The sequence below is a fragment of the Stenotrophomonas sp. PS02289 genome, from assembly GCF_029960115.1.
Lineage (GTDB): Bacteria > Pseudomonadota > Gammaproteobacteria > Xanthomonadales > Xanthomonadaceae > Stenotrophomonas.
Window position 1 is genome coordinate 1 of record NZ_JASCOZ010000104.1, and the last position, 15538, is coordinate 15538.

16 protein-coding genes are annotated in these 15538 nt (G+C 66.9%); 3 read left to right on the forward strand and 13 right to left on the reverse strand.

What is annotated here, in order from left to right; all coding sequences use genetic code 11:
• Window positions 1–78 precede the first annotated feature (78 nt).
• The 5 genes from QMX83_RS14385 to QMX83_RS14405 form a co-directional block, all read right to left on the reverse strand.
• Entirely contained in the window at window positions 79–765 is a 687-nt protein-coding gene (locus tag QMX83_RS14385; protein ID WP_282297328.1) for a Fe2+-dependent dioxygenase, read from the reverse strand.
• An 11-nt stretch (window positions 766–776) separates the two neighbouring features.
• Complete coding sequence (locus tag QMX83_RS14390) at window positions 777–3095, reverse strand: catecholate siderophore receptor Fiu (RefSeq protein ID WP_282297329.1); 2319 nt, start codon at window positions 3093–3095, stop codon at window positions 777–779.
• 146 nt (window positions 3096–3241) lie between these two features.
• Window positions 3242–3634 (reverse strand): hypothetical protein, encoded by a 393-nt coding sequence (locus QMX83_RS14395; protein ID WP_282297330.1) that lies wholly within the window; start codon window positions 3632–3634, stop codon window positions 3242–3244.
• A 138-nt stretch (window positions 3635–3772) separates the two neighbouring features.
• Window positions 3773–4105 carry a non-heme iron oxygenase ferredoxin subunit gene (locus QMX83_RS14400; RefSeq protein WP_282297331.1) on the reverse strand — a complete coding sequence of 111 codons (333 nt, stop codon included), beginning with the start codon at window positions 4103–4105 and terminating at the stop codon, window positions 3773–3775.
• Window positions 4102–4638 carry a GNAT family N-acetyltransferase gene (locus tag QMX83_RS14405; RefSeq protein WP_282297332.1) on the reverse strand — a complete coding sequence of 179 codons (537 nt, stop codon included), beginning with the start codon at window positions 4636–4638 and terminating at the stop codon, window positions 4102–4104. Before QMX83_RS14405 ends, QMX83_RS14400 begins: the two co-directional genes overlap by 4 nt.
• Before the next feature lie 133 nt (window positions 4639–4771).
• Here QMX83_RS14405 and QMX83_RS14410 point away from each other — a divergent pair, with 133 nt between their 5' ends.
• Window positions 4772–6694: a peptidoglycan recognition family protein gene (locus QMX83_RS14410; protein WP_282297333.1), complete on the forward strand. Its 1923-nt coding sequence runs from the start codon at window positions 4772–4774 to the stop codon at window positions 6692–6694.
• 263 nt (window positions 6695–6957) lie between these two features.
• The gene (locus QMX83_RS14415; RefSeq protein ID WP_282297334.1) at window positions 6958–7347 is read left to right on the forward strand and encodes a hypothetical protein; all 390 of its coding nucleotides are present in this window, start codon (window positions 6958–6960) and stop codon (window positions 7345–7347) included.
• A gap of 9 nt (window positions 7348–7356) precedes the next feature.
• Here QMX83_RS14415 and QMX83_RS14420 read toward each other — a convergent pair whose 3' ends face one another.
• From QMX83_RS14420 to QMX83_RS14445, 6 genes are all read right to left on the reverse strand, one after another.
• Window positions 7357–8067, reverse strand: a complete 711-nt coding sequence (locus tag QMX83_RS14420) for an energy transducer TonB (RefSeq protein ID WP_282297336.1) — start codon at window positions 8065–8067, stop codon at window positions 7357–7359.
• Window positions 8068–8277: 210 nt separating this feature from the next.
• Window positions 8278–9534, reverse strand: a complete 1257-nt coding sequence (locus QMX83_RS14425; protein WP_282297337.1) for a cysteine desulfurase — start codon at window positions 9532–9534, stop codon at window positions 8278–8280.
• A complete protein-coding gene (sufD, locus tag QMX83_RS14430; RefSeq protein WP_282297338.1) occupies window positions 9531–10793 on the reverse strand; it encodes a Fe-S cluster assembly protein SufD in 1263 nt (420 codons plus the stop codon). The genes QMX83_RS14425 and sufD overlap by 4 nt, the downstream gene beginning before the upstream one ends.
• Window positions 10793–11557, reverse strand: coding sequence for a Fe-S cluster assembly ATPase SufC (sufC, locus tag QMX83_RS14435; protein WP_282297339.1), 765 nt, complete (start codon window positions 11555–11557; stop codon window positions 10793–10795). Before sufC ends, sufD begins: the two co-directional genes overlap by 1 nt.
• 66 nt (window positions 11558–11623) lie before the next feature.
• Window positions 11624–13099 carry a Fe-S cluster assembly protein SufB gene (gene sufB, locus QMX83_RS14440; protein WP_282297340.1) on the reverse strand — a complete coding sequence of 492 codons (1476 nt, stop codon included), beginning with the start codon at window positions 13097–13099 and terminating at the stop codon, window positions 11624–11626.
• 16 nt (window positions 13100–13115) lie between these two features.
• Window positions 13116–13565 (reverse strand): SUF system Fe-S cluster assembly regulator, encoded by a 450-nt coding sequence (locus QMX83_RS14445; RefSeq protein WP_282297341.1) that lies wholly within the window; start codon window positions 13563–13565, stop codon window positions 13116–13118.
• A 135-nt stretch (window positions 13566–13700) separates the two neighbouring features.
• Between QMX83_RS14445 and QMX83_RS14450 the strand changes: the two genes are divergently transcribed.
• A complete protein-coding gene (locus QMX83_RS14450) occupies window positions 13701–14168 on the forward strand; it encodes an SET domain-containing protein-lysine N-methyltransferase (protein ID WP_282297342.1) in 468 nt (155 codons plus the stop codon).
• Window positions 14169–14189: 21 nt separating this feature from the next.
• Here the strand turns inward: QMX83_RS14450 and QMX83_RS14455 are convergent, their stop codons facing one another.
• Together QMX83_RS14455 and QMX83_RS14460 are read right to left on the reverse strand one after the other, a co-directional pair.
• Window positions 14190–14786, reverse strand: coding sequence for a DUF1439 domain-containing protein (locus QMX83_RS14455; RefSeq protein ID WP_282297343.1), 597 nt, complete (start codon window positions 14784–14786; stop codon window positions 14190–14192).
• 78 nt (window positions 14787–14864) lie between these two features.
• Window positions 14865–15395 carry a hypothetical protein gene (locus QMX83_RS14460; protein WP_282297344.1) on the reverse strand — a complete coding sequence of 177 codons (531 nt, stop codon included), beginning with the start codon at window positions 15393–15395 and terminating at the stop codon, window positions 14865–14867.
• Window positions 15396–15538 lie beyond the last annotated feature (143 nt).

Below are 15538 nucleotides of genomic sequence, written 5' to 3' on the forward strand. Positions count from 1 at the left end.
AGCGCCGGCCGTTGGCTGGCCCACGGCCTGCGTCACATGTTCATGAGGGCCGGCCAACGGCCGGCGCTACCGCTCGACCTACGTCTCGCTCCAGCGTCGCAGCAGGTTGTGATACACCCCGGTCAACTGCAGTACCGCCGACGCATCCGCCCCGGTCACCCGCAGCGTTTCAATCGCGGTATCCATCTCCAGCAGCGCCCGTCGCTGGCTGTCGTCGCGCACCATGCTCTGCACCCAGAAGAACGAGGCGACCCGTGCTCCGCGGGTGACCGGACTGACCTTGTGCAGGCTGCTCGACGGATACAGCACCAGGTCCCCGGCGGGCAGTTTCACTTCATGCTCGCCATAGGTGTCGCTGATGATCAGCTCGCCGCCGTCGTAGTTATCGGGATCGGCCAGGAACAGCGTGCAGGACACGTCTGAGCGCAGGTGGGTGAGCTGGCCATCCACCTGCTGGCGCATCACCGCGCCATCCACATGGAAGCCATATTCGCCGCCGCCCTGATAGCGGTTGAAGCGCGGCGGCAGGATCCGCAGCGGCAGTGCGGCGGCGAAGAACAGCGGATGCCGTTCCAGCGCCGCCAGCACGATGCGGCCCAGCTCGGCCTTGAGCGGGGACGCATCCGGCAACTGGTCGTTGCGTTTGACCTGCGCGCCCTGCACGCCGACCGTTTCGCGGCCGTCGGTCCAGTCGGCAGTGGCCAGGGCCTGCTGCAGATGGGCCAGTTCGTCGGGACGCAGAACGTTCGGAACGTGCAGGAGCATGGCAGGGGCCCTTAGAAGCGGTAATCCGCGCTGAGCAGGAAGCTGCGCGGCGCGCCCGGGGTGTAACGGTACCCGCTCTTGTTGATCGCGGCCACGTACGCCTTGTCGAACAGGTTGTAGCCGTTCAAGCGCAGCGACAGGCGGTCATTGAAGGCGTAGGAAATCACCGCGTCGTACACCGTGTACGACTTGGTGAACGCCGGCGTGCCGACGGCACCATCGGTGCCACGGTGCATCTGCCCGGCATAGCGCACGCCACCGCCCACGGTCAGCCCGAACGGCAGCACGTAGGTGGTCCAGCCGGTGAAGGTGTCGCCCGGGGTGTAGGTCAGGTTGCGGGTGCCGTCGGCGGCCACGTTCGCGCCTTCCTCCACTTCGGTGTCGAGGTGGCTGTAGCCGGCCGACACCGACCAGTTGTCGGTGATGTGGCCGACGGTGGAGACCTCGATGCCCTGCACCGACTTCTTGCCGGTCTGGGTCGGGTTGCCGGCATCGTCCAGCACCTGGGTGTTGATCTCGTTGCTGACCTCGGTCTTGAACAGCGCTACGTTGAAGGCCAGCGCGTCGTCCAGGAACGCCCACTTGGTGCCGACTTCGAAGGTCTTGGCCTTCTGCGGGTCCAGGCGCGGGTTGTCGGCGCTGCTGGCCGAGCTGCTCAGGGCGAAGTTGCTGCCGCCCGGAGGCTGCTGCGAAATCGCGTAGTTGGCGTACAGGCTGACCACGCTGCCCACCTTGTACACCGCGCCCAGCTTCCAGTTGAACAGCGTGTCCGAATGCTCCAGCGACGGGTTGGCGATGACCGTGCCGGCCGGATTGCTGCCGCAGGCCGGGCCGCGCCCGCCGCACACCGACGCGCTCTGGTACTCGGTCTTGTAGTGGTCCGCGCGCAGGCCGGCGGTGACCAGGAAGCTGTCGCCGAAGGCCAGGGTGTCGAACAGATACACCGACGAGGTGGTGGTCTTGCCGTAGCTGTCCGCGCCGTTATGCGCCCAGGTCAGGCCGGTGGCGTTCCAGTCCGGGTTGTACAGGTTGGCGGCCGACCAGGTGGTGCCGCCGGTGGCGGCCTGGCCGAAGCTTTCCAGCTCTTCGCGGGTGAACTCCAGGCCGGTGCTCAGGGTGTGGCGCACCGTGCCGGTGGCGAAGTCCGCACGCAGGTTGAGCTGGTCGGTCAGGATGGTGTTTTCCTGGTCCTTGAAGGTCGGCAGGCTGCGCGCGATCGTGTAGGTGTCCAGGTTGTTGCGGTCGGTGTAGCGGATGTTGCCGGTCGGCGCGCCATTGGTCCCGCGCGTGCCGGTGCCCATGAAGGCGGTCAGCAGGTAGTCCTGCTCGGTGCGACCCCAGCGCGCGGTGTTGGTCAGGCGCACGTTGTCGTTGAAGTCATGCTCGAAGCGGAACGTGGCCATCTTCGCGGTGACGTCGTCGTGGTCGGCGCGGGTGCCGTAGAAGTTCTCCGGATCCACCGGGTGGCCGGCCAGCTGTTCCAGCGTCGGCTGCGGGGTCCAGCCGGGCAGGCCCAGGGTCGGCACGCCGCCGTCGGGGATGTTGTCCTGGTCGACGTAGAGCAGGTTCAGGAAGTAGCGCGTGCTGGTGCCCAGCCCGAAGCCCAGCGACGGTGCGATGCCCCAGCGCTTGTTGTTGACGTGGTCGCGGCCGGGCTGGTCGTTGTCCTGCCACATGGCGTTCAGGCGCAGTGCGCTGGTCGCCCCCAGGGTCTGGTTCCAGTCGGCGGTGGTGCGGGCCTGGTCGTCGGTACCGGCCGAGACGGTGCCGGACAGGGCGTTGTGCAGGTTGGCCTGCTTGCTGACCATGTTGATCGCACCGGTCGGCGCGGAGCGGCCGTTGTCGGTGCCGGCCGGACCCTTGCTCACTTCGACCTGCTCGGTGTTGAACACATCACGCGAGATCGAGCCGAGGTCGCGCACGCCGTCGACGAAGATGCTGCTCGACGTATCGAAGCCGCGCATGAAGATGCTGTCGCCGGTGTTGGTGTTGCCGTTCTCACCGACGTAGAAGGTGCCCACGCCCGGGCTGTTGCGCAGCGCTTCGGTCAGGGTGGTCGCGCCCTGCTGGTTGAACAGGTCGCTGGTGATCACCTGCACGGTCTGCGGGGTGTCCTGCAGGCTCTGGGTGAACTTCGGAGACGACAGCTTTTCGGCCTTGTAGCCGTGCACCGCGTGCACGTCGATCTGGTCGAGGGTCTTGGCCGGATCGTTGGCGTCGGCCTGGGCGGCCAGCGGCAGGGTGGCCAGGCTCAGGCCGGCAACGAGGCTGGCGGTGGCCAGGCCCGTGGCGCTGCGGGAAGGGGAGGCGTGCTTGCGGCTCTTGATCATGAGTGATGGTCTGGAAAGAGGGGCGGGTGCCCGGACGCGCGCACGGGCGGGGGAGCCATGCGCGCGGGGCGTGGGACAGCGGTAACGGGAACCGGGAAAGCGCCGGGCGCGGCCCGGGTCAGCGCCGCAGATCGCGGCGCGGCAGATCAGGCCACGAGGGGCGGGGCGTGGGACGGCGGTAAGCGCCGTAAACGCGGGGGGAAGGTCAGCCCGGTGTGGGTCACCGCCACACGGTCGGGGCATGACGCCGCCAGGTCCCATCCGCGCAGGTGCGGGACCAGTGCAGCGTCCTCAGGTCCGGCTTCGGATTCCGCCTCGCCACGCTGGCTGCCGTGGGCACTGCTGTCGATGGCCACCGGCACCGGCTGGCCGCGCTGCGCGGGCGCAGGAGCCTGGGCCAGTGCCGAGAGCGAGGTCGCCGCACCCGCCAGCGGTGCAGTGCCGCCGCCGAGCGCCACCAGCAGGCACAGCGCCACCACCACACTGGAGACCAGCGCGATCAGGCGTGCAGGCAGGGCAGTGTCAGCGGCAGAAGCCATCGGACAGGCGGACGCAGGCGAAAGGAATCGCCAAGGTAACACAAACGACAATGATTCGCATTCGTTACGTGGCGTGACAAACGCCACCGTAGAGCCACGCCCTGCGTGGCTGCCCGGCGTCACATCAATCCGGATCGCTCAATCGCGGTCGTCGCGGGTCCAGACCCCGTCGTGCTCGCGCTTCACCGGGAACTTCGGCACCGGCGTATAGGCCGGCGCGCACAGCGCCCGTCCGTCGCGCACGTCGAAGCGCGCGCTGTGCAGCACGCATTCGATGCTGCCTTCCTCGGTGTTGAACGTGCCCGACGACAGCTCGAACTCCTCATGCGTGCACTGGTCTTCCAGCGCGTACAGTTCGCCGTCGAGGTTGAACACCACGATCGGGGTGCCGGTGACCTCGTCGAAGGTGCTCTTCATCTCGCCCGGCAGCAGCTCGACGGTGGCGCAGACGAAGGTCCAGGTCTCGCTCATGACTGTGCCGCCAGCGGCTTTTCCAGCACTTCGAAGCGCAGGTCGTCGCGCTTGGGAATGCCGAAACGCTCGTCGCCATACGGGAACGGTTTCTTGATCCCGGTGCGGGCATAGCCACGACGTTCGTAGAACGCGATGAGTTCGTCGCGGATATCGATGACGGTCATCTGCATGACCGGTACGCCCCACTCGTGGGCCGCGTGGGCCTCGGCTGCGTCCATCAGCTGCTTGCCGATGCCGCCGCCCTGCTGGGCCGGGTCGACCGAGAACATGCCGAAGTAGCCCTTGCCCCCTTCATCGGCCACATGGGCGCAGGCCACCAGCGCGCCTGCGCGTTCGGCCAGCAGCACGGTGCTGCGGGGGCGTTCGATGTCGGCCTGCAGGCCCTGCGCATCGATACGCGCGCCGTCCAGCATGTCCGCTTCGGTGGTCCAGCCGGCACGGCTGGCGTCGCCGCGGTAGGCCGAGGTGACCAAGGTGATCAGGGCGGGGATGTCGGCCAGCGTGGCCGCACGGAAGGTCAGGGTGCTCATGGGCCGCATTTTAGAACAATGACCTCCATCCCTGTTTCATTTGAAGGCCGGTCACACATCCATCCATTGGCGGCGTGAAGGTGGATTTCCTGGGGTAGACAGAGCGGGCCAACCACCCGAAAGGAGACGTGTGATGACCCGTCGCTTCACCGTGTTGTCGGTCTGCCTGGCCAGTCTGCTGGCCGCTCCCGCGCTGGCCCAGACCCCGCCACCTCGCCCCGTGCTGATCGACGACAGCGTCAGCGCCGATGAGGCGCGACTGCAGGCCACCCTGAATGCCGAGGAGCGTCGCCTGGCTCCGCAGCGGGCCGCCTTCCTGCCGATGTTCCGTACCGCGTACCGGCAGTATCCCGCGCTGCCGGCCGGAACGCTGGAAGCGCTGGCCTACGTGCAGAGCCGCTGGTTGAACCTGCAACCCGAGTCCGCCAGCCAGGACGACGCACACAACCGGATGCCGGCGGCCTGGGGTGTGATGGGCCTCTACAACGGCCAGGGCTTCGCCGACCAGGTGGGCGAGGGTGCGCGGCTGCTGGGGGTGAGCGCCGAACAGGTGCGCCGCGATCCGCAGACCAACATCCTGGCCGCCGCCGCGCTGCTGGACGCGCAGGTGCGTTCATCCCCTGCAACCGTGCGCGCAGGTGCGGTCAGCGCGGAGGACATGGCTGCGGTGCTGGAACGCTACGCAGGCTTTTCGCCGGAGGCTGCCACGCGCAGCCGGGTCGATGACTACGCCCGTCGCAGCTTCGCGTTCGATGTGCTGCTGGCGCAGGATCGTGGCGTCAACGACCGGGGCATTGTCGTGCCCGAGCGCCCGATTGCCTGGGAACAGGCCTTCAGCGTGGACGACCTGATCCGGCTGCGCGCACCGATGCTGCGCCTGGACGTGGCCAATGACCGCATCGAGGTGGACGGTTACACGGTGGATCCTGTGACGGAAACGCTGGCACCTCCCAGTGCCAAGGCCGCCACCGAGGTCGGCATCGCGTCCACCGACTACGGCCCGGCGATCTGGACGCCGGCCAGTGCGTCCAATTACGGCAGTTCGCGCAGTGCCGCCATCAGCGCGGTCACCGTGCATACCACCCAGGGGTCGTATGCCGGCACCATCAGCTGGTTCCAGAACGCCGCCGCCGGGGTCAGCGCGCACTACGTGATCCGTTCCTCGGACGGGCAGGTGACGCAGATGGTGCGTCACACCGACACCGCCTGGCATGTGCGCAACCAGAACAGCTACACGCTGGGCATCGAGCACGAAGGCTGGGTCGACAACAGCTCGTGGTACACCGATGCGATGTATTCCGCCTCCGCCGCACTGGTGCGGCATTTCTGCGCCAGCTATAGCGCGATCAGCTGTGCCAGTGCCTACAACGGGCCGGCCAGCAGCGGCCTCAACGAACTGGCAGCATCGGTAAAGATCAAGGGCCACCAGCACTTTCCCGGGCAGAGCCACACCGACCCGGGCATCAACTGGAACTGGGGCAAGTACTACGGCCTGATCAATCCCGGCACGCCGCCCGCCGGCGGCACCACCTACCTGGACCGCTTCGAGAGTTCGGTCGGACGCTTCACCACCAGCCCCACCTACTCCGGCTCCACCGTTGGCATTGCGACGACGTCCACCACGACACGTGATTGCACCACTCAGCAGAGTGGCAGCTGTTCGCTGCGCGTGCTGCTCAAGGACAACACCGCGGTGAGCACCGACTGGCAGGTGCGGCTGCTCTCCGGCGCGGGCGCACCGTCCAGCAACGCCAACCTGACCCGCGCCACCGGCAAGATCGGCTTCTGGGTCTGGACCGGTGGCAGCGGCGTGTCGGTCGGCGTGGGCATCGATGACAGCGACGGCACCGAACGCTCCACCAGCAAGGCGGTGCCGGCCAACACCTGGACCTACGTGAGCTGGCCATTGGCCGACAGTGCGCAGTGGAGTGCATGGTCCGGCGGCGATGGCACGATCAGCGCCGCCACGGTGACGCTGGATGCGATCTGGCTGTATCGCGCCAATACCGCCTATGACGTGAATGTCTACATCGACGACGTGCAGGTCGTGGACTGACGCCTGCATCGAGCGCGCGCAGTGCCGAAAGCGTCAAGACGCGGCCGGCGCTGCGCGCATGGATGGTAGGCCGACGATGACGCATCCGGACCGGAATACAGCGCCATCTTTCGAATGGTGTACGTAATTGGACCGGTTTTTGCCGGTCCACCCCCGTCAGGCCGAACGACAGCGAAACGTGTCCACGAGTGCAGCCATTTCACCGACCTACGATGTGCCCGCGGTTTCCAGCGTGAGCAGGTGTGATGAAAAGGATGATGTGGATGCTGCTGTGGCCGGCATTGGTGGCGTGCAGTGCGGACGATGAGAGTGTGTTGCTGCCCCCGTCGCAGCGGAGCGAGGTGGAGCGGGCCGCGCGGGCAGGGGATCTGGTGGCGATCAAACGCCTGATCGCGCACCACGAGGCCATGCCCTTTGAACAGGCAGCGTCCGAGCGCTGGCGTGAACGCGCACGCGACCTGGGAGATGCGCAGGAGCTGTACTTCCAGGCGGCCAGGAAATATGTGGCGGCCGAGGTGGAGGTGGATGATGAAACACGTTACCGGTTGCTGCTGGAAGCGCATCACGCCGCGCAGCGTGCGCAGGCCAGCCGGCCGGAGCGGTCGACCGAACTGCTGGAACAGCAGATCGCGCGCGCGATCGAAGCGCAGTAGCGCGTCGTTTCAGCGCATGAAGAACTCAACCGGGAAGGACAGCTCCACCGGTGCAGCGCGGTCGGCCGGTACCGGCGGCAGCGGCTCGGCGCGGCGGAAGGTATCCAGTGCGGCTTGGTCCAGCAGCGCGTGACCGGTGCCGTTCTCCAGCGCCAGCGCCAGCAGCTTGCCTTCGCGCGACAGGCTGACCCGCACGTACGCCACACCTTCCTGGTGGCGAGCACGCGCGGGCACTGGATAACGGCGGAAGCGCTCCAGCCGTGCCATCACCCGGCCCTCCCAGCTGTCGCGTCCGGGTGTGGTTTCGCTGGGCCCGGGCGGCAGCGGCGGGCTGGGCGGCGCGGCGGCCACCGAGGCCTGCTGCTGCACCGGGGCCGGCGCGTCGATGACCGGCTTGGGTGGCGTGGGCGGCGGAATGATCCAGTTCGCGGCGTCCCGTGGCGGTGTCACCGGCAGCGGCCTGGGCGGCTGCGGTTTCTGCTGCTGGACGCTGGCCGCCTCACGCGGGGTCGGAGCGATCACCTCTTCCACCGGTACCTCCGGCGCACGCGGGGGCAGCAGCACCAGCTGGGTGCGGTCAGCCTCGGGTGGCGGCAACTGCAGCGGTGCGCGATGCTGGGTCCAGAGCAGGCCCGCGAACAGGCCAACATGGGCCAGAACGACGATGGCGGCCGCGACGGGGCGCTCTAATGCAGCAGGGGAGACCACCGGGGACGACATCGACGGGCGGGGCAATGAGAAGTGTTCTCATTGTCGCATGTTTCGGAATGGCGTCGTGCGGGGAGCGGTAGCGCCGAAGAGAATGGCAGGAGCCATTCTCAACGTCGCGTAGCGACGGCCCGAAGGGTGCCCGCCAGGACGGTGGGCATAACGTTGGCCGGCCCGCAGTAATGCCTGGGCCGGCCAACGGCCGGCGCTACCGGTATTTCATCAACCCAGGAGCTTGCGCACTTTGTTCAGCGCGGTAATGAAGCGCTCGATTTCCGCGTGCGTGTTGTAGAACGCCAGCGAAGCGCGGCAGGTGGCGGCGACGCCGTAGTACTGCAGTAGCGGGTGCGCACAGTGCTGGCCGGAGCGCACGGCGACGCCTTCCAGGTCGAGCAGAGTGGCCAGGTCGTGGGCGTGTGCGCCTTCGATCAGGAATGACACCACGGCAGCCTTGTCCGGGGTGGTGCCGAAGATGCGCAGGCCGTCGATCTTGTTGAGCTCTTCGGTGAAGTGCTCAAGCAGTTCGGCTTCGCGCGCTTCCACGTGCTCCAGACCAAGCGATTCGAGATAGTCCACGGCCACGCCCAGGCCGATGAAACCGGCGATGTTCGGGGTGCCGGCTTCGAACTTGTGCGGGGCGTCGTTGAAGACGGTGCCCTCGAAGCTGACTTCCTTGATCATCTCGCCACCGCCCAGGAAGGGCGGCATGGCGTCCAGGTGTTCGCGCTTGGCCCACAGCGCGCCGGTCCCGGTGGGGCCGCACATCTTGTGGCCGGTGATGGCGTAGAAGTCGCAACCGATGGACGGAATGTCGACCTTGCGGTGCGGCACGGCCTGGGAGCCATCGACCACGGTGATGATGCCGCGCTTGCGCGCTTCCCGGCAGATTTCACGCACCGGGTTGACCGTGCCGAGCACGTTGGACACGTGGGCCACGGCCAGCAGCTTCACCTCCGGGGTCATCGCCTTGCGCAGTGCGTCGAGGTCGAGCGCGCCTTCCGGCGTGATCTCGGCCACGCGGATCGTCGCGCCGGTGCGCTGGGCAACCAGCTGCCAGGGCACGATGTTGGCGTGGTGCTCCATGCGCGAGACCAGGATCACGTCGCCGGCCTTCAGTCGCGGCAGCGCCCACGAATACGCGACCAGGTTGATCGCGAAGGTGGTGCCACTGCACAGCACCAGCTCATTGGCGCGCACGTTGAGGAAGCGCGCCAGCTTGTTGCGTGCGCCTTCGTAGGCATCGGTGGCCTCGGTGCCCAGCGCGTGCACCGCGCGGCTCACATTGGCGTTGTAGCGGCGGTAGAACTCGTCCACCGCGCCGATCACCTGCACCGGCTTCTGCCCGGTGTTGGCGTTGTCGAAATACACTAGCGGCTTGCCATGCACTTCCCGCATCAGCAGTGGGAAGTCCAGTCGCACGCGGTCCCAGTCGGGGGCGTCGATGGTGTCGCCCAACGGGCGCGGGGTGGACAGGTTCATGCCACGCCTGCCTGGGCCAGTGCGAGGTCCAGCTGGCGGCGCAGCTGTTCGGTCAGGCGGGCGTCGAGCGCGTTCAGCGGCTCATGGCAGAACGCGGCGCTGAGCAGCGCCTGCGCCTGCGGTGCCGGCAGGCCGCGCGAGCGCAGGTAGAACAGCGCATTGGCATCGAGCTGGCCCACGGTCGCGCCGTGCGCGGCCTTCACTTCGTCGGCATCGATCACCAGCGTCGGCTGGGTATCGATTTCGGCGTCGGCCGACAGCAGCAGGTTCTTGTTGGACAGGTTCGCATCGGTACCATCCGCGCCAGCGCGGATATGGATGCCGCCGTGGAAGACCACCCGGCTGCGGTTGGCGGCAACACCGCGCCACAGCATTTCCGAGTTGGTATCGCGGGCGATGTGCTCGATGCCCAGGCGGGTGTCGACGTGGCGGCGGCCATTGCCGAGCAGCACACCGTTGGCGGTGAGCTGGGCGTTGTCGCCTTCCAGACGCACATTGAGCTCGTGCCGGCTCAGGGCAGCACCCAGCTCCAGGTCGATGCGGCGGTACTGGGCGTTGCGGGCCAGCACGGCGTCGGTGCGCAGCAGGGTGGTGGCCTTGGCACTGTCGGCCTGCACGCGGGCATGCGAGAGCACGGCGTCCTGCGCCAGGTGCACGTGCACCAGGGTGTTATCCAGGTGCGCGGCGTCGCCGACATGCAGGTGATGCTCGACCACGCCCAGGTTTGCTCCGGCACGCAGTTCGATCAGGTGGCGGTGATGCCAGGCCAGGTCGGTGTCGCCTGCCGCGCTGATGAAGACCAGCTGCAGCGGGGTGTCGATCTGAGCACCATCTTCGACGCGCACCAGCACGCCTTCATCGGCCAGCGCGGCGTTCAGACGCGCGAACACTTCCTCGCTGCGCTCGAAGCGGCGGCCGAGGAAGCGCAGGGCTTCTTCGCCATCCTGCAGGGCAGCGGACAGGGTCTGTACCTGCACACCGGCTGGCAGGCCGGTCAGGTCGCTCAGCGCCTGCACCGGACGCCCGTTGACGAACACCAGTCGCGGCGCGGCAATGTCGGCCAGCAGGGCGGTGTCCACGGCGGGGGCGGTGAGCGGCGCGGGGCTGAAGCTGCGGCGTTCCAGCTGGCGCAGCGAGGTGTACTTCCAGGCTTCGCTGCGCGGGCCGGGCAGGCCGGCCCGCAGGGCCGCGTCCAGCTCGGCGCGGCGCGCATCGCTGCCGCAGAAGCCGTTGGCAAGGGAATCGAGCAGCGCGCTCATCAGACCGCCGCCTCCGGGACCACGCGGTTCTTCAGGAAGTCATAGCCATGCGCTTCCAGCTGCAGGGCCAGCTCCGGGCCGCCGCTCTGCACGATCTTGCCATCGGCCAGCACGTGCACGACGTCCGGCTTGATGTAGTCCAGCAGGCGCTGGTAGTGGGTGATGACCAGGAACGAACGGTCGGCCGAACGCAGCGCGTTCACGCCATCGGCCACGCTCTTGAGCGCATCGATGTCCAGGCCGGAGTCGGTCTCGTCCAGGATCGCCAGCTTCGGCTCGAGCACGGCCAGCTGGAAGATCTCATTGCGCTTCTTCTCACCGCCGGAGAAGCCTTCGTTCACGCCACGGTGCAGCAGCTCGTCCTTCAGGTGCAGCACGGCCAGCTTCTGGCGCACCAGCTTGAGGAACTGCATGGAGTCCAGTTCGTCCTCGCCACGCGCCTTGCGCTGCGCATTGAGCGCGGCGCGCAGGAAGTAGGTGTTGTTCACGCCCGGGATTTCCACCGGGTACTGGAAGGCCAGGAACAGGCCGGCGGCGGCGCGTTCTTCCGGTTCCAGTTCCAGCAGGTCGGCGTCATCGAACTGCACGCTGCCCTCGCTGACCTCGTAGCCGTCACGGCCGGCCAGCACGTTGCCCAGCGTGGACTTGCCGGCACCGTTGGGGCCCATGATGGCGTGCACCTCACCCGGCTTCACCTCCAGCGAGAGGCCTTTGAGGATTTCTTTCTCGCCGATGCGGGCGTGCAGGTTTTCGATCTTCAACATGTGACAAATCCCGTAGTGCCACGCCCTGCGTGGCAATCAATAATTCAAACGAAGGCGCGCGGGTGCTTAACCGACCGACCCTTCCAGCGAAACTTCCAGCAGCTTCTTGGCTTCCACCGCGAACTCCATCGGCAGCTCGCGGAACACCTGCTTGCAGAAGCCGTCGACGATCATCGAGACCGCGTTTTCCTGGTCGATGCCGCGTGCGCGGCAATAGAACAGCTGGTCGTCGGATATCTTCGAGGTGGTGGCTTCATGCTCCACCGTCGCACTCGGGTTCTTGACCTCGATGTACGGGAAGGTGTGCGCGCCGGAGGTCTTGCCGATCAGCAGCGAATCACACTGGGTGTAGTTGCGCGCGCCGTCGGCGTTGCGGTCCACCTTGACCAGGCCGCGGTAAGTGTTCTGGCCGCGGCCGGCGCTGATGCCCTTGCTGACGATCTTGCTCTTGGTGCGCTTGCCGATGTGGATCATCTTGGTGCCGGTGTCGGCCTGCTGGCGATGATGAGTCAGCGCCACCGAGTGGAATTCACCGACCGAGTCGTCGCCCAGCAGCACGCAGGAGGGGTACTTCCAGGTGATGGCCGAACCGGTTTCCACTTGGGTCCAGGTCACCTTGCTGCGTGCGCCACGGCATTCGGCACGCTTGGTGACGAAGTTGTAGATGCCGCCCACGCCGTTCTCGTCGCCCGGGTACCAGTTCTGCACCGTGGAATATTTGATTTCCGCATCTTCCAGCGCCACCAGTTCGACCACGGCGGCGTGCAGCTGGTTTTCATCGCGCATCGGCGCGGTGCAGCCTTCCAGGTAGGAAACGTAGGCCTTGTCTTCGCAGATGATCAGGGTGCGCTCGAACTGCCCGGTGTGGCCGGCGTTGATGCGGAAGTAGGTGCTCAGTTCCATCGGGCAGCGCACGCCCTTGGGAATGAACACGAAGCTGCCATCGGAGAACACCGCCGAGTTGAGCGCGGCGAAGTAGTTGTCACCGACCGGCACCACGCTGCCCAGATACTGCTTGACCAACTCCGGGTGCTCCTTGATGGCCTCGGACATCGAGCAGAAGATCACGCCCTTTTCGGCCAGTTCCTTGCGGAAGGTGGTGCCCACGGACACGGAGTCGAAGACCGCGTCCACGGCCACGCCGGCCAGCTTGGCGCGCTCATGCAGCGGCACGCCCAGCTTGTCGTAGGTGTCCAGCAGTTCCTTCGGCACTTCATCCAGCGAGGCGTACTTCGGGCCCTTCGGCGCGGAGTAGTAGCTGAGCGCCTGCAGGTCGATGGCGGCGATCTGCAGCTTGGCCCAGTTCGGCATCGGCATGGTCAGGAAGTGCCGGTAGGCGTCCAGACGCCACTGGGTCATCCATTCCGGCTCGTCCTTCTTGGCCGACAGGGCACGGATGGTGTCCTCGTCCAGGCCGGGCGGCAGGGAGTCCGACTCGATCTCGGTGATGAAGCCGGCCGAATACTTGCGGCCGAGCTGCTCGTGGATCTCGCGGTTGGGGGTGTCGCCGGCGGCGACGGTGTCGACAATTTCGGTGGCCATGGGGGCTGCCTGTGGATCAGGAGACGACATCCGCCGCAATGCGGCGGGGGGCGTCAGCAACGGGAATAGGGGGCAGGATCTGGGCCAGGCTGACCTTGCGCAGTGCTTCAGACACCACGTCGTTGATCATCCGCCAGCTGCTGCGCGCGCCACACTTGAGTTCACGGCCGCACTGGCTGTGGTCGTGCGCGCATTCGGTCAGGCCCAGCGGCCCTTCCATGGCTTCCACCACCTCGAACAGGCTGATCTGGTCGGCCGGACGGGTCAGGCGGTAGCCGCCGCGCACGCCGCGCAGGCCTTCCACCAGCCCGGCCTGGGCCAGGGGCTTGAGCAGTTTGCTGACGGTGGGCGGTTCCAGGCTGGCGAACTCGGCCAGTTCGGTGGCGCTCAGGACGTCGCCCGGGCGGGCGGCAAGCACGGAAAGCACCACGGTGGCGTAATCAGTGAGCTTGGTGACGCGGAGCATGGGAAGGGGAGGGTTGTAAAGCGGACTGAAATTGTACGCTTTTATGCCCCGGCATCCAACCCGTCCTGTTCAGGTGGTGGAAACCATCGGCCGGGCGGGCGAGAATCGTCATTCCCCAATGCAACGGCCAGCCTGATGCCCAAGAAGATCCAAGCCCGCAAGTCCGCCATCCACGGTAACGGTGTGTTCGCCGTTGCACCGCTGAAGGCCGGCGAGCGGGTCATCCAGTACAAGGGCCTGCTGCGCAGCCACGCCGACGTGGACGCTGATGATACCGGGGATGTGGAAAGTGGTCACACCTTCCTGTTCACCCTGAACGACGACTACGTGATCGACGCCAACTACAAGGGCAACGATGCGCGCTGGCTGAACCACAGCTGCGACCCCAACTGCGAAGCCGTCATCGAGGAAGCCGAAGGGGACAACCGCCGCGAGGACAAGGTGTTCATCGAGGCGCTGCGCGACATCAAGCCCGGCGAGGAGCTGACCTACAACTACGGCATCGTGCTGGCCGAGCGCCACACCGCGCGCCTGAAGAAGATCTGGGAATGCCGCTGCGGTGCGAAAAAGTGCACCGGGACGATGTTGCAGCCGAAGCGTTGATCCGCGCGGGCGGTTGGGGGATCAATTCCCCAACACGCCCTCCGGCACCAATCCGCCCAGGCTCTGGTTGAAGGTCACTACCAGCTTTCCATCGCGGACCTGGGCGGACTGCACCTGCAGCGCGCCCAGCACCGCGGCCACGGTCGGGTCGATCTTGTAGATCGGCTCGCGGCGGGCATAGTCGACCAGGAACGCGTTGAGCAGGCTGCGGGTGTTCGAATCCAGACGGCCGCCGTTGTTGGCGGGGGTGAAGTCATCCACCGAGGGCTGGTCCAGGTGGAACCCCTGGGTCTGCGCGTCGTAGCGCAGGCCGCTGCTCAGCTTCACCTTGCCCAGCGGTGCCGGTGCGCCACCGGCGGTGGCGACGGCCACATCAAATCCCAGATCCAGTCGGCTGCCCTGCGGCAGGGTCAGCTGCGGGTGGCTCATGGTCATGTTGATCAGGCCACCCAGCGCACTCTGCGTACGCGGGAAGCTGCCGTCCAGATATTGCTGGACATCGGCTGCGCCGACCGAGAGCTCCTTACCGGAAATGCTCGGGGCGGCCTGTGCGCCGACGGCGGCGGCGATCAACGCGGCGCTGGCGGCCAGACGGAGGAGCAGGGGGCGTAGGGTCATGGCGGCAAGGCAGTGAGTGATGAAGCGCCACGATAGCGCCTTTCGATGAATCCGGGCTTCATGGGCGCGCCACAGCGATCAGCGCAACACCGGCTGAATCGACGCACCGGTAATTTCCCAGCCACTGCCATCGGCACGCGGCTGCAGCCGGTACCAGCCGTCGTAGTAGAACGTGTTTTCCGCGGTGACCGCGCGGACCCGCACCGGCACTTCCCGCAGACGCGAGGGCACGGCGGTGTCACGGGCAATCGGCAGTTCGGTATCCACCCGCAGCGTGCGCAGGTCTGGAATGCCGCGCAGCACATGGTCGTCGGGGCGGCTGCCGGCGCTGCCGCCGCGCCAGAACGCATCAGAGGCAGCACGGTCGGGTCGCAGCAGCACGTTGATGTAGTTGCGGACCGTGGTGGTCTCGCTGTCCGCGCCAGGAGCCACCGCGCTCAGCGCTGCGGGAGGGGCACTTAAGGCTTCAGCGGAGGAGGTTTCCTGCGGGAGGCTCGCCGCAGCCGAAACATCCACGGGCGGCGGCCGGTCGTCGGGTGCGCGTGCGCTTTCCGGTTGGCAGGAACATCCGCCCAGCAGCAACGGCAGCAGAAGCAGCACTCGACGCATCACAGACACTCCCCGGAAACAGGTAGAGCCGGGCTCTGCCCGGCTGGCTGGCGATCAAACACCGCCTGGGCCGGCCAACGGCCGGCGCTACCCACGCAGCATAGCGTGCGAACCACCCGCGCGACGCGTCAGCGCGTGCGTCC

Bases quoted from the DNA above. Each gene is read 5' to 3' on its own strand.
- QMX83_RS14460 (WP_282297344.1), bottom strand. From the start codon at position 15,395: ATGCGTCGAGTGCTGCTTCTGCTGCCGTTGCTGCTGGGCGGATGTTCC.
- QMX83_RS14455 (WP_282297343.1), bottom strand. From the start codon at position 14,786: ATGACCCTACGCCCCCTGCTCCTCCGTCTGGCCGCCAGCGCCGCGTTG.
- QMX83_RS14385 (WP_282297328.1), bottom strand. From the start codon at position 765: ATGCTCCTGCACGTTCCGAACGTTCTGCGTCCCGACGAACTGGCCCAT.
- QMX83_RS14405 (WP_282297332.1), bottom strand. From the start codon at position 4,638: ATGAGCACCCTGACCTTCCGTGCGGCCACGCTGGCCGACATCCCCGCC.
- sufD (WP_282297338.1), bottom strand. From the start codon at position 10,793: ATGAGCGCGCTGCTCGATTCCCTTGCCAACGGCTTCTGCGGCAGCGAT.
- QMX83_RS14400 (WP_282297331.1), bottom strand. From the start codon at position 4,105: ATGAGCGAGACCTGGACCTTCGTCTGCGCCACCGTCGAGCTGCTGCCG.
- QMX83_RS14425 (WP_282297337.1), bottom strand. From the start codon at position 9,534: ATGAACCTGTCCACCCCGCGCCCGTTGGGCGACACCATCGACGCCCCC.
- sufB (WP_282297340.1), bottom strand. From the start codon at position 13,099: ATGGCCACCGAAATTGTCGACACCGTCGCCGCCGGCGACACCCCCAAC.
- QMX83_RS14450 (WP_282297342.1), top strand. From the start codon at position 13,701: ATGCCCAAGAAGATCCAAGCCCGCAAGTCCGCCATCCACGGTAACGGT.
- QMX83_RS14415 (WP_282297334.1), top strand. From the start codon at position 6,958: ATGCTGCTGTGGCCGGCATTGGTGGCGTGCAGTGCGGACGATGAGAGT.
- QMX83_RS14395 (WP_282297330.1), bottom strand. From the start codon at position 3,634: ATGGCTTCTGCCGCTGACACTGCCCTGCCTGCACGCCTGATCGCGCTG.
- QMX83_RS14445 (WP_282297341.1), bottom strand. From the start codon at position 13,565: ATGCTCCGCGTCACCAAGCTCACTGATTACGCCACCGTGGTGCTTTCC.
- QMX83_RS14410 (WP_282297333.1), top strand. From the start codon at position 4,772: ATGACCCGTCGCTTCACCGTGTTGTCGGTCTGCCTGGCCAGTCTGCTG.
- QMX83_RS14420 (WP_282297336.1), bottom strand. From the start codon at position 8,067: ATGTCGTCCCCGGTGGTCTCCCCTGCTGCATTAGAGCGCCCCGTCGCG.
- sufC (WP_282297339.1), bottom strand. From the start codon at position 11,557: ATGTTGAAGATCGAAAACCTGCACGCCCGCATCGGCGAGAAAGAAATC.
- QMX83_RS14390 (WP_282297329.1), bottom strand. From the start codon at position 3,095: ATGATCAAGAGCCGCAAGCACGCCTCCCCTTCCCGCAGCGCCACGGGC.